At 73.0% G+C, this 14,224-nt stretch carries 12 protein-coding genes; 3 read left to right on the top strand and 9 right to left on the bottom strand.

From position 1 onward, the window contains the following. Nucleotides 1-88 precede the first annotated feature (88 nt). Entirely contained in the window at nucleotides 89-1,000 is a 912-nt protein-coding gene (locus ACIO1C_RS33605; RefSeq protein WP_401870988.1) for a DsbA family protein, read from the bottom strand. Next, nucleotides 997-1,533, bottom strand: a complete 537-nt coding sequence (locus ACIO1C_RS33600) for an RrF2 family transcriptional regulator (RefSeq protein WP_401871082.1) — start codon at nucleotides 1,531-1,533, stop codon at nucleotides 997-999. Before ACIO1C_RS33600 ends, ACIO1C_RS33605 begins: the two co-directional genes overlap by 4 nt. 171 nt (nucleotides 1,534-1,704) lie before the next feature. On the opposite strand from ACIO1C_RS33600, the gene ACIO1C_RS33595 reads away from it, so the two are divergent. Continuing rightward, on the top strand, nucleotides 1,705-2,205 hold the full coding sequence (locus ACIO1C_RS33595; protein WP_401870986.1) for a cupin domain-containing protein: 501 nt from the start codon (nucleotides 1,705-1,707) through the stop codon (nucleotides 2,203-2,205). Here ACIO1C_RS33595 and ACIO1C_RS33590 read toward each other — a convergent pair. Beyond that, nucleotides 2,202-2,618: a hypothetical protein gene (locus ACIO1C_RS33590; protein WP_401870983.1), complete on the bottom strand. Its 417-nt coding sequence runs from the start codon at nucleotides 2,616-2,618 to the stop codon at nucleotides 2,202-2,204. The genes ACIO1C_RS33595 and ACIO1C_RS33590 overlap by 4 nt on opposite strands. Before the next feature lie 67 nt (nucleotides 2,619-2,685). Then, a complete protein-coding gene (locus ACIO1C_RS33585; protein WP_401870981.1) occupies nucleotides 2,686-3,138 on the bottom strand; it encodes a DUF5707 domain-containing protein in 453 nt (150 codons plus the stop codon). Nucleotides 3,139-3,391: 253 nt separating this feature from the next. Here ACIO1C_RS33585 and ACIO1C_RS33580 point away from each other — a divergent pair, with 253 nt between their 5' ends. Then, nucleotides 3,392-4,786 carry an FG-GAP repeat domain-containing protein gene (locus tag ACIO1C_RS33580; RefSeq protein WP_401870978.1) on the top strand — a complete coding sequence of 465 codons (1,395 nt, stop codon included), beginning with the start codon at nucleotides 3,392-3,394 and terminating at the stop codon, nucleotides 4,784-4,786. A 35-nt stretch (nucleotides 4,787-4,821) separates the two neighbouring features. On the opposite strand, the gene ACIO1C_RS33575 is transcribed toward ACIO1C_RS33580, so the two are convergent. The 4 genes from ACIO1C_RS33575 to ACIO1C_RS33560 all read right to left on the bottom strand — a co-directional run bounded on the left by ACIO1C_RS33575 (nucleotide 4,822) and on the right by ACIO1C_RS33560 (nucleotide 11,202). After that, a complete protein-coding gene (locus ACIO1C_RS33575) occupies nucleotides 4,822-6,300 on the bottom strand; it encodes a UDP-N-acetylmuramoyl-L-alanyl-D-glutamate--2,6-diaminopimelate ligase (protein WP_401870976.1) in 1,479 nt (492 codons plus the stop codon). Nucleotides 6,301-6,941: 641 nt separating this feature from the next. Continuing rightward, on the bottom strand, nucleotides 6,942-8,279 hold the full coding sequence (locus tag ACIO1C_RS33570) for a DUF2510 domain-containing protein (RefSeq protein WP_401870973.1): 1,338 nt from the start codon (nucleotides 8,277-8,279) through the stop codon (nucleotides 6,942-6,944). 72 nt (nucleotides 8,280-8,351) lie between these two features. Continuing rightward, nucleotides 8,352-9,686 (bottom strand): carboxyl transferase domain-containing protein, encoded by a 1,335-nt coding sequence (locus ACIO1C_RS33565; RefSeq protein ID WP_401870970.1) that lies wholly within the window; start codon nucleotides 9,684-9,686, stop codon nucleotides 8,352-8,354. Continuing rightward, nucleotides 9,679-11,202, bottom strand: a complete 1,524-nt coding sequence (locus ACIO1C_RS33560) for an acyl-CoA synthetase (protein WP_401870967.1) — start codon at nucleotides 11,200-11,202, stop codon at nucleotides 9,679-9,681. Before ACIO1C_RS33560 ends, ACIO1C_RS33565 begins: the two co-directional genes overlap by 8 nt. 223 nt (nucleotides 11,203-11,425) lie before the next feature. Between ACIO1C_RS33560 and ACIO1C_RS33555 the strand changes: the two genes are divergently transcribed. Next, complete coding sequence (locus tag ACIO1C_RS33555; RefSeq protein WP_401870965.1) at nucleotides 11,426-12,538, top strand: DNA alkylation repair protein; 1,113 nt, start codon at nucleotides 11,426-11,428, stop codon at nucleotides 12,536-12,538. A 136-nt stretch (nucleotides 12,539-12,674) separates the two neighbouring features. Here ACIO1C_RS33555 and ACIO1C_RS33550 read toward each other — a convergent pair whose 3' ends face one another. Further along, complete coding sequence (locus tag ACIO1C_RS33550; RefSeq protein WP_401870962.1) at nucleotides 12,675-13,901, bottom strand: MFS transporter; 1,227 nt, start codon at nucleotides 13,899-13,901, stop codon at nucleotides 12,675-12,677. Nucleotides 13,902-14,224 lie beyond the last annotated feature (323 nt).

Raw genomic sequence — 14,224 nt, 5'->3', positions numbered from 1 at the left:
TGCCCGTATCCTCACGGCCCGGCGCCCGACTGTCAATGGACACCTCTAGGTGTCTCATTGGACGAGACCTTGACGACCTGCGGTTTCGTCAGCCATGAGGGTGCATTTCCGTAGGGTGCAGCCACAGCGGACCGTTGCCCGTGTCGGTGCGTACGGCGTCCTCCGGAGGCTCCGACTCGCGGGTGAGCAGGGCGAGTTCGGGGCCGGTCAGGGTGCGCCACCGCTCCAGTGCCTCCCGGGCGGGGAGTTGTACGGGAGGGGCCGGCGCAGCCGTGCCCGCGGCGGTGCGGGCCGCTTCCAGATAGGTCTCCACCGGACGCCATCCCGGGACGCACACCCGGCCCCCGGGGCCGTCGAAGACCAGCGTCGGCAGGGCGTAACGGCGGTGGTCCCCCACCTCCTTGGCCCGGCCGGGGTGCGGGCCCGGCGCGTCCAGATCCACCACCTCGGGCAGCGGACGCCGGGTCTCCGCCCAGTCGGCGCGGACCGCGTCCCGGGTCCCCGGGGCGGCCGCGTCGTCCCGCAGCCGGTCCGCGTCGAGTCCGGGAACGCCCTGCACGGCGGCGAGGACGCCGTCCGGCGTGTCGGCGGGGGCGCCGAGGACGAACATGGTCTCGCGCAGCCGCCGCAGGACCCGTTCGGCCACCTCGGACCCCTGCGCCTGCGCCGCCTTGGCGGCGAGCGACGCCGGCCAGCTGCTGCGGGCCACCCGGCGCAGCCGTGGCGCGTACGGCGCCCCGGTGTGGGCGCCGACCTCGTGGGTGAACCGTTCGTACCACCGCGCCTCGGCGTCCGGATCGGGCGCGGGGTCGTCATCGTCGTCGAAGAGGATGCCGAAGACCCGGCGCCACCGCACGCCGTCGCCCAGCTGGTGCCCGAGGCGCAGCCTGAGCAGGCGGAAGACGGGCTCGGAGCCCCAGGCCCAGGGGCAGACCGGATCGGTGAACTCGGTGATGTCCAGGGCCGGCCGGTACGCGCCCCCGGGCTCGGCCGGGGTCATGCGGGAACGGCCGCGGGCCGAACCGCCGCGGGTCGGTCCGACGCCACGTCGCGTACGTCCTCGGCGTCGGACCGGGACGACGGCATGTCACGTACATCCTCAGGCGCGAGCCGGGCCGATGCCACGTCGCGCGCCGCCCCGGCCGCGAGCCGGGCGATGCTCGTACCGCCCAGCACCGCCCGCGCGGCGGCCTCGACCGCGCGCCACACGTCCGGCAGCGTCCCGGCGGCGCCCGGGTACCCGAGGTCGCCGGGGCGCTCGCCACGTACGGTGAGGAACTCCCCGTCGACCGCCGTCATCACCTCGGCCACGCTGATCTCGGCCGCGTCCCTGCCGATCCAGTAACCGCCCTCGCAGCCCCGCTGGCTGCGCACCAGACCCGCCTGCCGCAGGTCGCGGAAGACGGACTTGAGGAAGCGGAACGGGATGTCCTGGGAGGACGCGATGGACTCACAAGTGAGGGGCCGCCCGCTGTCGGCGGCCAGCTCCACGAGCGCCCGCACCGCGTAGTCCGCCTTCGCCGATATCTGCATCCGTACCGTCTCCCCGTAGCGTGCCGAGTCCGCCGAGCACCGTCCGAGAAGCGTCCGGCAACCGGTGAGGACCAGCTCGGCGGCAATGGACACATCTTGACATCCATTCGCCGCCCTCTCTACGTTCGGTCCCGGCCACTCGCACCCGCAGCCCTCAAGAGCAGGAACTCCATGGACGCGTTCCACCCCGACCTCTCCGGTGACGACCACGGTCCTGACCCCGCCGGGGAGAGCACGCTGCCGCTCCGGGCCCGTCTCCACCACATCCGCGCCGACGCGCTCGACGGCGACACCGCGCAGACCGGCGGGATGCGCAGGTTCGCCGCGATCAGCGGCGCCAGTGTCGGCTCGGAGCGGATCTGGATGGGACAGACCCATGTCGCTGCCGGAACGGCGTCCTCGAACCACCACCACGGCGAGTCGGAGACGGCGATCCATGTGGTGAAGGGACACCCGGAGTTCGTGTTCCTCGACAACTCGGGCGGTACGCCCGAGGAGATCCGCATCCGCACCTCGCCGGGCGACTACATCTTCGTGCCGCCGTACGTCCCGCACCGCGAGGAGAACCCCAGCCCGGACGACGAGGCCGTCGTGGTGATCGCCCGCAGCACGCAGGAGGCGATCGTGGTCAACCTCCCCGAGCTGTACGTCCTCGGTAGCGACACGCCCTAGGCGCAGCCCGGCGGTTTCCTCTTGGCCGGCACAAATTGCATCGTGGGCATCCCGGCGGCGTCGAAGTTGGCGGTGTCGGGGCCGATCAGGGTCATGTAGCCGGCGAGTCTCCCGCCATCCTGCGACGGCGGCGTCCCCCTGACCTGCTCGACACCGGGGAACACATGGTCGAGGATCCACCAACGACCACCGAAATAAAGCCACTTGATCCCGCAGTGTGTGTTGACGTCGTACGGATACGGCTTGTGCTGCCCGGGCTTGGCCGGCCCCTCCTGCCACTTGTCCTTGGCGAAGGTGCGGGCGGGCAGGGTGGGGCCGGCGTACCCCTCGTCGCCGGGGTCGCCGGACGAGGACGAGCAACCGGAGAGCAACAGCCCGGCGCTCAGGAACAGGACGGCGGTTTGGCGCGGCATTCTCATGCACCTCGGACGCGGCGGACACGCCTTCCGTTCCGGACCCCGCCGTCCTTCCGCGATACGGCTACGCGACGGTGAAGTCGGCCGCCCTGGTCTCCAGCTTCGTGGTGCCGTCCTTGGCACTGACCTGAACGGCGAGGTGCCAGACACCGCGAGGCGACACCTCCGCGTCGGCGCGGGTGACAACAGCCTTGTAGGTGCAGCGCACGGTGTCCTCACCGAGAGGCTCGCAGTCGGCCGACTCGACAGCGGCCATGTCCTTGGTGGTCAACCCCCGCTCCGCGAAGGACGACTTGGCGGGCCAGGCCAGGACCTTCACGTCCTTGACGCCGGAGGACGACGTGACGTCGGTGGTGAAGGTCAAGGACCCGTCGCGCTCGCCGTCGGGGGCCGCGTAGCGGGCCGTGCTGTGTGCCAGAGAAAGCGACGGCTCCCCGGCCCGGGCGAGCACGAAGGCCCCGGTGCCCCCGATGACAACGACGGCGGCGGTCAGCGACAGAACGATACGACGGGACATCAGGAGTTCTCCATAATCGTTTCAGCGGGATCCAACCGGCACTCTCGGCCGCGCCGCTGCACCGATACTCGCCCTCCGGAAAGCTCCGGGCATGAGCACGCGCACTCAGGCCGGTCTGAGTAGAGGCGGCGGACCGAAGCCGGACGGCGACGCGCTACAACCCTCTTCCGCGGTCGTGCGTCTTCTCCTGTATTCGCTTCACAAGATCACCCGGGACCGGTCCCGACCGGTCCCGCGCGCACGCAGGAGACGCATGTTCACGCACAGGACGTCCCGCCCGCTCCGGCTCGCTCTCGCGACCGCCACCGCCCTGTCCCTCACGGGCGGCGGGCTGCTGGCCCTCGCGGGGTCGGCCGCGGCCGCGCCCGCGAAGTACGCCGACGACTTCAACGGTGACGGCTACCGGGACTACGCCGAGGCCTCCCTCGGCGGCTCCTTCGCCGTGACCTACGGGACCGCGACCGGCCCCGGCACGGTGAGGAAGACGTTCACCCAGAACAGCCCGAACATTCCCGGGGCCGCCGGGGACGCCGGCGGCACCGGGGACGCCTTCGGTGACGACCTGGCCGCCGCCGACCTGGACCGGGACGGCTACGCCGACCTCGCGGTCACCGACTTCACCGAGAAGGTGAGCGGCAAGACCGGCTCGGGAGCGGTGGTCATCATGTGGGGCGCGAAGTCCGGCCTCGGCGCCAAGGCCACCCGGCTCCCCGTCGGCGCCGTCACCCACCGGGGCTTCGGCAAGGCGGTCGAGACCGGTGACTTCGACGGCGACGGCAAGCCGGACCTGGCGGTCGTCGACTCCCTCGACACCGCCTACATCTTCCGGGGAGGCTTCTCCAAGACAGGGACGACCGGCAAGGTCACCAAGCACACGTTGCCCCTCAGCTCACCCGACATCCTCGAACCCACCGGACTCGTCGCCGGGCAGGTCACCAAGGACAAGGCCACCGACCTGTACGTCCTCGGCCAGGGCTACCGCAAGGACAAGATGACGCAGGACGCCTGGTTCCTGCGGGGCGGCACCACCGTCAAGCCCGCCGCCAAGGTCACACCGATCAACAACACCGCCCCCGACTACAGCCCCACGGGCGTCATCGCGGACTTCGACAAGAACGGCTACGGCGACCTGGCCGTCAGCGACACCGCCCACAACAAGGGCGCCGGCTCGGTCGTCGTCGTACGCGGCGGCGCGTCCGGCCCCACCACCACGTACCGCCTCACCCAGTCCACGGCGGGCGTCGCCACGGGCGCCACCAAGAACGACGGCTTCGGCGTCGCTCTCTCCGCCGGCGACACCAACCGCGACGGCTACCCGGACCTCGCGGTGAACTCGGCGGAGGAGAAGGTCGGCTCGGCCGCGGCGGCGGGCGGCGTCCACCTCCTGCGCGGCGGCAAGAAGGGCCTGACCGGTACCGGTTCGCAGTGGTTCACCCGCTCCACCGCCGGAGTACCCGGGAGCCCCACGGCCGACGAGAGGTTCGGGCTGAACCTCCGGCTGCGCGACACCGACCGGGACGGCGACGCCGACCTGCTGATCGGCGACAAGGACTACGAGCAGACGAGCCTGCTCCTCCCGGGCGGCGCCTCCGGCATCACCACCGCCGCCGTGACGAAGCTGGGGGTGTGGCCGAGCTTCCCCCAGTGACACCGGGGGAGGCGGTCACTCCTCCGGAACGTCCCTTACAGGGCGAGTTCGCGGACCGTCGCCATGTCGCTGAACGGTACGAGTTCCTCGCCGACGATCTGGTACGGCTCGCTGCCCTTGCCGGCGATCAGCACGACGTCGTCCGGGCCCGCGGCGGCCAGCGCGTGGGCGATGGCGGCGCGGCGGTCGGCGAGCCGCTCGAAGGGCGTCCCCGTGGCGGTGAGGCCCGGCGCGATCTGGTCCAGGATCGCCTCGGGGTCCTCGTCGCGGGGATTGTCCGAGGTGAGGACGCACAGGTCGGAGTAGGTGCCGGCGATCTCGCCCATCTCGGCCCGCTTGGTGATGTCGCGGTCGCCGCCGCAGCCGAAGACGGTGATGATCCGGCCCTTGGCGTACCCGCGGATGGTGGTGAGCACCTTCTCCAGCGAGTCGGGCGAGTGCGCGTAGTCCACGATGACCGAGGTGCCGGCCGGAGTCTCGAAGCGCTCGAAGCGGCCCGGGATCGGCGGCATCCGGTCGAGGGCGGCGACCAGTCCGCGCAGGTCGTGTCCGAGGAGGTGGCACGCGGCCACGGTGGCGAGGGCGTTGGCGACCGAGTAGCGGCCGGGCACGGGGATGGCCGCCGGGTACTTGCGTCCTTCGTGGTGCAGTGTGAAGCGGGTGCCGAAGGCGTCGACGGTGAGGTCGGTGGCGCGGTAGTCCGCGTCGGTGTCGAGGGCGTACGTCGTCACGGCCCCGGGCATCAGCGCGACGATCCCGGCGCCCACGGCGTCGTCGGCGTTCACGACCGCGCGGCGGCAGAGCCCCTGGAACAGCCGGAGTTTGGCGTCCCGGTAGTTCTCCATCGTGCCGTGGTCGTCCAGGTGATCCTGCGTCAGGTTGGTGAAGATGCCGACGTCGATGAAGGAGTGGTCGACGCGGTGCGTCAACAGCCCCATGGACGTGGCCTCCAGGACGACCGTACCGACCTCGCGGTCCCGCATGCGCCCCAGCAGGTACTGGAAGTCCGGCGACTCGGGGGTGGTCAGCACCGACCTCGGCATGGGGATCAGCTCGTCGCCGATCCGGCTTCCCGCGGTCCCGATGACCCCGACCGTGGCCCCCTCGGCGAGCCGCAGCACCGACTCGACCATGTACGACACCGACGTTTTGCCGTTGGTGCCGGTGATGGCGACCATGTCCATCGAGCGCCCGGGCTCGCCGTAGTAGCGGGAGGCGACCACCGCGGCCGTCGTGCGGGTGTCCTGGACGCGGACCACACAGACGTCGGTGTCCGCCCAGACGGAGGCGGGGAGGTCCGGGGCCCCGGCGTCGACCAGCACGGCGACCGCGCCCCGGGCGAGCGCGGGGCCGACGGACTCGGGGCCGCCCTCACGGTGTCCGGGCACCGCGATGAACAGCGATCCGGGTGACACCCGGTGGGCGTCGAAGGCGGTTCCCGCGGTGATCACCGTCTCCGGATCGCCCTGAAGAATCTCGTGGTCGTGCCCGGCGAGCAGTTCGCTCAACTTCACAGGGGTCCTCTCGAAGGCGCGACACGGGCCCGCTCGCCGCGGGCGCCGGGAAGGCGCCGACGGGTCGCGGTGGCGTCGCGTGACGGGGGTGGTGCGGGCGGTGACGGTGTCCGGGTCGGACCGGACACCACAGGGCCGGCCCGGCGGGCGGCGCTCTGCGGTGGGATGTGCTGCGGTGGGGGGCGTGCTGGTACGGCGGCGGTGGAGGCGGGTGCGGGTGCGGTGAAGTCCCGTGCGGCGGGGGCGAGAAGAGTGCGCGGCCGGCCGGCGACGGCCGGACGGGGGTGCGGGCGGGTCGGCGGTGCAGGCGGGGTGTTAGCCGTGACCGTGCAGGGCGCGACAACCGGCTTCCGGTGCGGACACCGGGCCGGGGCCCGAGGACACCGCGTCGGCGGCGGCCGAGCACAGTGCGCAGGCGGCCTGTCGCAGGCACTCCCTCACCACACGTGTGCAACCCATGGGGCGAGTGTACGGCCAGAGGGGCGCTCCCGGCTCCGTCGTGCGCGGACACGCCCGCGGCCCGGCCGCCCCCGGACACGACGACGCCGGGCGGACCTGTTCAGGTCCGCCCGGCGATCGCCTGCGGGAGTACGGGGTGCCCCTTGGGTCTCGCGGGGCCCGAGGCGGTCTGCGGGTGGGGCTCAGACGCCCTGTCCGGTGCCGGTGCCGCCGCCGGCCGCCTTCTTGATCCCCTTCGTGATGTCGTCCATGACGGTGAGCTTCGGCGCCTTGACGTTGACGTCGAACCCGGACCGTACGACCACGATCAGCTCCGGGTTGGCGGGGGACGGGAAGGCCAGCGACTGGACGTAACCGTCGTCGCCCTTGCTCGTGACGACCTTCCACCGCACCAGGTAGCCCTTCTGGCCCGCGACGGTCACCGCCTCGGCCTTGAGCTGCTGGTGCGAGGAGATCTCGCCGTACGTGGCGCCGCCGTAGGAGTCCTTGGCGTTGGCCTCGATGTCCTTCTCGGCCGCGTCCTTGGCCGTCTTCGCGTTGATCTCCAGCGCGGCGGCCGGGGCCGAGAACACCCCGCCGAGGACACAGGTCTGCGACGTCTCCCCGGGGCACGGGTAGTCCCCGGTCGTCACCCCGGCGCCGATCGGGCCCGACTCGCCCTTCCAGCCCGTCGGCACCGGAATGCTGATGCCGCTCGCCCCGTCGGTGGCGAAGCCGTCCTCGGTCTGCGGCTGGGGCAGTTGGGGAGCGCCGTCCTCGCCGCCTCCCCCGCCGCCGCCCTCGCCCTGGCCGGGCGGGGCGTCGGGCGCGGGGCTCTGGCCGCGCTGCCCGGGGTCCGGCACGCCGGGCAGCGAGGGTGCCGCGGAGGAACCCCCGTCGCCCGCCGCGGAGGCGTGGTCGCTGTCGTCGTCGGTGCCGCGCCCGAGGAGGAAGGAGCCACCCGCGACGGCCAGCACCACAACGGCGGCGATCGCCCCGAACGCGATCCGCCGTTTGCGGTTCGGCGTGCCGGGGGCCGTCCCGGGTGCCGTGCCCAGCGGATACGGCGGGTACGGCGGCTGGCCCCAACCCGCCCCGGCGGGCTGCGCGGCCGGTACGGGACCGGGGACCGGCGCCGTGACCGTGGCGGGGTGACCGTGGGCCGGGTCCGGAACGGGTGCGGGAGGCGGGCCCTTGAACAGGTCCGGGCCCTGGGGCCGGTCGACCGCGCCCTGGACCAGGGTCTGATCGGGCCGCTCCGGGTCCTGGGCCTGAGCCGGGTCCTGGGCCGGGCCCGCGTCCTGCGTCAGGACCGCGTCCCGGGCCTGGGCCTGATCCGGTTCCGGGGTCGGTTCCGGTTCCGGGGTCGGTTCCGGGGTCTGGACGGGGGCCGGATCCCGGTCCTGGTCCTGCTCCCGGTCCGGCGTGGCGGAACGGAGCTCGTCGGTCCAGGCCGAACCGTCCCACCATCGTTCGAGGCGGGGGCCGTCGCCTGTGTGCCCTGGATCGGGATGCCAGCCGGGGGGAGTCGAGTAAGTCACGCGCCCAAGCCTAAGCATTTCAACTGAAAAGCCGGTGAGAGGCCCATGAGAATTCATGGCTTGGCCCGCCTCTCAGGGCACGATCCCACGGATCGCCCCCAGCTCCAGCAGGTCCTGCGGCCGGAGTCCGAGCTGGTCGGCCGTCGTGCCCGCCTCGGCCGGGGCGCGTTTGAGGATCGCCGCGGCGAGTTCGGGCGCGATGACGGAGAAGTAACTGTCCTTCGTGGCCCACGTGTTGTCCGGCGCGGACAGGGCCAGCGCACCACCCGAGCCGCCCTCGCCGATCAGCAGGGTGGTGACCGGCACCCGGGAGGTCGCCATCGCCGCGAAGACGTCGGCGACGGCCGCCCCCACCCCCGCGCGTTCCGCCTCGGCGTCGTTGGCCGCGCCCGGGGTGTCCACCAGGGTGAGGACGGGGATGCCCAGGCGGCCGGCGAGCCGGATCAGCCGCGCCGCGGTGCGGTAGCCGGCCGGGAGCGTGGCCGTGCCGCACTGCGCCGCGTACGCGTAGGTTCGGCCCGCCCGGTGGCCGAACCCGCAGCGCATGCCGGGGTCCGTACCCCCGCAGCGGTCGCCGGTGATCTCCTCCCGGCGGCTGAAGTACGCGTCCAGGTACGCCTCGGCGCGCGGGCGCCCGGCCGACCTGGCACGGAAAACGGCCTCCCGGCCGGTGGCGGGCAGCGGGGTGCCACCGAGACCCTCGGGCGGCGGGGCGGCGTCCGCGCGGACCCCTCCGGTGAGCAGCGCCAGCCAGCTCCCGACCGTGGCGGCCAATGCCTCCAACTCCACGACGGCGTCGATCTGACCGGACGTCAACTGTGCCCCGGCCGTGTACGCGTGGGGGTCGGCGTCCACGGGTCGTACCCGTGAGCCCGCGAAGCCGATCTGGGCGTCCGGCAGGGCCAGAACGACATCGGCGCCCGCGCCCAGGGTGGCCCAGCCGCCGCCGGTGGTCGGGTCGCGCACGACGGCAACCTGGGGCAGCCCGGCCTCCCGGGTCAGCGCCGACTGCCGCGCCACCCGCTGGAGTTGGAGCAGCGCGCGCATGCCTTCCTGCATCCGGCTGCCGCCGGTGGCGATGAGCGAGACGACGGGCAGTCCCTCCTCGCGCGCCCGGGTGTGGGCGGCCTCGATCCGGTCGCCCGTCGCCTCGCCCAACGAGCCGCCGAGGAAGCCGAATTCGAAGGAGATCAGCACGGCACGGGTGGCGCCGACCCAGGCGGTGCCGCAGACGACGGACTCGGCCTCGCCGGTCGCCCGTCGCGCGCGCCGCCGCTGCTCGCCGTACCCCTCCCAGGCCAGCGGTCCGTCCGGCGCGGAGATGTCCTGGGGCGCGGGCAGTTCGGCGAAGTCCCCGCCGCCGGTCACCACGGCGACGGCCTCGCGGGCGCTCAACCGGTCAGACACCGAGCGACCTCTTCATGATCTTGCCCATGTCGTTGCGGGGCAGGGCGTCCAGATAGCGCACCACACGCGGCCGTTTGTGCGCGGCGAGCTGGCCCGCGACGTGGTCGGCCAACTCCTCGGCGGACGGCGGGGCGCCGGCGTCCCGTGGCACGATCCACGCCACGATCCGCTCGCCGAGGTCCGCGTCGGGTTCGCCGGTCACCGCGGCCTCCCGTACCCCGGGATGCTCCAGCAGTACGTTCTCGATCTCCCCGGCGCCGATCTTGTAACCGCCGCTCTTGATCAGGTCGGTGGCCTTGCGGCCGACGATGCGGACGTAGCCGTCGGGGTCGCGGACCGCCATGTCGCCCGTGCGGAACCAGCCGTCCGTGAAGGCCGCCTCCGTCGCGTCCGGCCGGTTCAGGTAGGCGGTGAAGAGGTTCGGGCCGCGCACCTGGATCTCACCGACCGTCTCACCGTCGTACGCCTCGATCGAGTCGCCCGACTCCTCGACCAGGCGCAGTTCGACACCCCGCAGCGGTACGCCGACGGTCCCCGCGCGCGGTTCGCCGTCCGCGCGCACGCTCGTGTTCATCAGGGTCTCCGTCATGCCGTACCGCTCGACGACCGCGCGCCCGGTGGCCGTGGTGATCCGCCGGTGGTCGTGCACGGGCAGCGCGGCGGAGCCGGACACCAGGAGCCGCGCCCCGGCCAGGGCCTTCACCAGCGCCGGGTCGTCGGCCAGGGCCTCGGCGAGGCGGTGGTACATCGTCGGTACGCCGAAGAACATGGTGGCCCCGGAGGACAGCTCCCGCGTGACCCCGGCGGTGTCGAACCTGCCGAGGTGGCGGACGGACCCGCCTCTGCGCAGCGGGCCGAGGACTCCGAGGATCAGTCCGTGGACGTGGAAGAGCGGCAGCGCGTGGACGAGGACGTCGTCGGCGGTCCACTGCCAGGCGTCCTCCAGCGCGTCCAGGCTGGCGGTCAGGGCCCGGCGGGGCAGGACGGCCCCCTTGGGCGGCCCGGTGGTCCCGGAGGTGTAGACGATCAGCGCGGGCGCTTCGGGGCACGGCTCGGGAGGCAGCGGCGCGGGACCGCCGCCCGTGGTCGCGGAGCCCGTGGGCACGCCGTCCGTCCCCCTCTCCCTCTCCCTCCCCCTCTCCGGAAGTGAACCCGAACGGGTCGCGCGCGTCACGATGTCCACCCGCTCCGGTGCGGCCAGTCCCGGCGGCAGTTCGACGCCCGCCTCCACCAGGACACGTTCGGGGGCGCTGTCGGCGACGATGTGCGCGAGTTCGCGTTCCCCGCTCTTCGGGTTGACGGGGACGACGGGCACCCCGGCGAGCAGGCCGGCCACCACACCCACCGCCGTGGCGAGCGTGGGCGTGGCCCAGACCGCGATCCGCCGCGCCCCGGCGATCCGCAGGGCCAGCGCGCCCGCGTCGTCGGCGAGTTCGGCGTAGGTCAGGGTGTGTCCGCCGAACTGGAGCGCGGGCCGGTCCGCACGCGCGGCGAGGGCCGGGAAGAGTGGGGTCACGCGTCGTTCTCCTTGACGTCGGCACTGCCGGGAAGGCCGGAAAAGCCAGCGCCACCAGTGTGCCCGCCCGCCGGGCACCGGGGAGTGTCAGACCCCTGCCCTAGAGTGCGGACATGGCTGCGTCACCCGTCCTCACCTGGGACGTCAGGGAGAGCAAGGGGTGCGGAACCAGCCGCCGACGAGCCACCGACGAGCCGAGCCACCGCCCCTCAGGGAGAAGTCAGTGCCCACAGCAGACGAACTCATCAGCCCCGCCGCCGCCACCGGCCTGGTCCGCTGCCTGGAGGCGGTCGCGCCTCGACCGGAGCTGCCGGCCCTGCGCCGGGCCGCCGCGTCGCTCGCGGGGGTCGGGCTGCGGGCCCGCAACGATCTGCTGCGGGACGCCCTGCTGACCGATCTGCCCGCGTCCTACGCCGACTTCGACAAGACCGTACGGTCGGCCCTGGCCGACCCGGAGTTCACGGGTTGGATGATCTGGCCGGTGACCGACGCGGTCGCGACCCGGGCGCTCGCCTCGGACGATCCGCGCGCGTTCGACGACGCCCTGGCGCTGCTGGCCGATCTCACGCCCCGGCTGACCGCCGAGTTCGCCCTGCGCCGCCTGCTCAACGCCGACCTCGACCGCGCCCTCGCGGACATCCAGGGGTGGACGGCTCATCCGGACGCGCATGTACGGCGGCTGGCCAGCGAGGGGACCCGGCCGCGCCTGCCCTGGGCGGTACGGGTCAAACCGCTGGCGGAGCGGCAGGAGGCGACGGTGCCGATCCTCGACGCGCTGTACCGGGACCCGTCGGACTATGTGCGGCGGTCGGTCGCCAACCACCTCAACGACGTGAGCCACACCAGCCCGGAGCTGGCGGTGCGTGTCGCGACGGCGTGGGCCGCGGCTCCCGACGGCAACACCGCGAAGGTCGTGCGCCACGCGCTGCGGACCCTCGTGAAGCAGGGCCATCCCGGGGCGCTCGGGCTGCTGGGATTCCCGCCGCCCGCGGCCCTCACGGTTGCGGGACCGGTCCTCGGCGCGACCTCGCTGTCCGTCGGGGACGAGCTGCCGTTCGAGGTCACGCTGACGAACGACTCGGCGGTGGAGACGCGGCTGGCGGTCGACTACGTGGTCCACTACCGCAAGGCCAACGGCGGTACGGCCCCGAAGGTCTTCAAGCTCACCACCGTGACCCTCGCCCCCGGGGAGACGGTTGTCCTCGCCCGTCGCCGGTCCTTCAAGCTCATCACCACCCGGACGTTCTACGCCGGGGAGCACGCGCTGGAGGTCCAGGTCAACGGGGTGGCGCAGGGCCGGGCCGTGTTCCAGCTCCGGGTGCCGCCGGAGGCATGAGGCAGGCCCCGGCCGGTTCGGGGGATGCCGGCCAGGGCCCACTGTCAATGAACGCTCAACCACTCCGGCGCGTTCCGCCCGTCCGCCCACCGGGCGTGTGAACTGTGCCACGCGCGTTCAGGGGGCGGCGCGGTGGTCAGTGGTGGGTCGCGTCGACCCGTTCGCCGGCTCCCTCCGGCACGGACGCGCCTTTCGCCACCACGACCCGGCCGGTGCCGGGGGCCCCGCGGTCCAGCGCGCCCGACACGAGCGCCAGGACCAGCGCGGACCCGGCCAGCGCCGCGCCCACCCAGTTGGCCGCGGTATACCCGAAGCCGCCCGCGATGACGAGGCCGCCGAGCCACGCGGCCAGCGCGTTCCCGAGGTTGAAGGCGCCGATGTTGACGGCGGAGGCCAGGGTGGGAGCCGCCGACGCCTGGTCGAGGACCCGCTTCTGGAGCGGCGGCACGGTCGCGAAGCCGAGCGCGCCGATCAGCAGGATGGTCAGCGCGGCGGCGACCTTGTTGTGGGCGGTGAGTGTGAACAACGCCAGGACGACGGCGAGGGAGCCGAGGGACACGTACAGCAGGGGCATGAGGCGGCGGTCGGCGAACTTCCCGCCGAGCAGGTTCCCGCCGACCATGCCGAGGCCGAACAGGACCAGCAGCCACGTCACCGACGAGTCGGCGAAGCCGGCCGTCTCCGTCATCATCGGGGTGATGTAGGTGATCGCGGCGAAGACGCCGCCGAAGCCGAGCACCGTCATCGCCATGGCGAGCAGGACCTGTACGTTCCGGAACGCGGCCAGTTCGTGGCGCAGCCGTACCCCTTCGGGCCTCGGCTGCTCGGGTACGAGGGCCGCCACACCGGCCAGCCCCAGAACGCCGAGTCCGGCGACGACGAGGAAGGTGGCCCGCCAGCCGGCGCTCTGGCCGATGTAGGTGCCGAGCGGGACGCCCACGACGTTGGCGACGGTCAGTCCGGTGAACATCATCGCGATGGCCCCGGCCTTCTTGTGCGGGGCGACCAGACCGGCGGCGACCACCGAGCCGATGCCGAAGAAGGCGCCGTGCGCCAGCGAGGCGATCACCCGTCCGGTGAGCATCACGCCGAAGGTGGGGGCGAGCGCGGAGACCACGTTGCCCGCCACGAAGAGCCCCATCAGCAGCATCAGCATCCGCTTGCGGGAGATCCGGGTGCCGAGGACGGTCATCAGCGGCGCGCCCAGGACCACCCCCAGCGCATAGCCGGTGACCAGGTACCCCGCGGTGGGGATGGTGACGCCGAACTCGGTGGCCACCTCCGGCAGCAGCCCCATGATCACGAACTCGGTGGTGCCGATGCCGAACGCCCCGATGGCCAGGGCGAGGAGCGCGAGAGGCATGGGTGAGGACCTTCCGTGGAAATTGCGCGAGCGCTTTACGAGCGATGACAATACTTGCGTACGCCGTATACTTGCAAACGCGCTATATTGCACACGTGGCCTATTTTGGACCCCACCAGCCGTCCACCACCACCGCCGCACGGCCCTGACGGCCCCGGCGCCACCTCTCACACAGCAGCCGGGGGGGGGGGGGCGGGGGGGGGGGGGGGGGGGGGGGGGGGGGGGGGGGGGGGTGCCGGTGGCGGTGGTGATCAGGGCGTGGCGGCTGCGGGAGCGGCGGGTGAAGGCGGAGGTGTCGGACGCGCCGGTCGCGGGGGTCGTCG

Origin of the sequence: Streptomyces sp. NPDC087420 (assembly GCF_044744165.1) — a bacterium.
In the GTDB taxonomy this organism is placed as follows: Bacteria; Actinomycetota; Actinomycetes; order Streptomycetales; family Streptomycetaceae; genus Streptomyces.
The sequence above is the reverse complement of the archived record's forward strand: the minus strand, read 5'-3'. Positions and strand labels throughout refer to the sequence as shown.

Coding starts and splice junctions, on each gene's coding strand:
- ACIO1C_RS33550 (WP_401870962.1), bottom strand. CDS start 13,901: ATGCCTCTCGCGCTCCTCGCCCTGGCCATCGGGGCGTTCGGCATCGGC.
- ACIO1C_RS33600 (WP_401871082.1), bottom strand. CDS start 1,533: ATGCAGATATCGGCGAAGGCGGACTACGCGGTGCGGGCGCTCGTGGAG.
- ACIO1C_RS33590 (WP_401870983.1), bottom strand. CDS start 2,618: ATGCCGCGCCAAACCGCCGTCCTGTTCCTGAGCGCCGGGCTGTTGCTC.
- ACIO1C_RS33605 (WP_401870988.1), bottom strand. CDS start 1,000: ATGACCCCGGCCGAGCCCGGGGGCGCGTACCGGCCGGCCCTGGACATC.
- ACIO1C_RS33585 (WP_401870981.1), bottom strand. CDS start 3,138: ATGTCCCGTCGTATCGTTCTGTCGCTGACCGCCGCCGTCGTTGTCATC.
- ACIO1C_RS33595 (WP_401870986.1), top strand. CDS start 1,705: ATGGACGCGTTCCACCCCGACCTCTCCGGTGACGACCACGGTCCTGAC.
- ACIO1C_RS33580 (WP_401870978.1), top strand. CDS start 3,392: ATGTTCACGCACAGGACGTCCCGCCCGCTCCGGCTCGCTCTCGCGACC.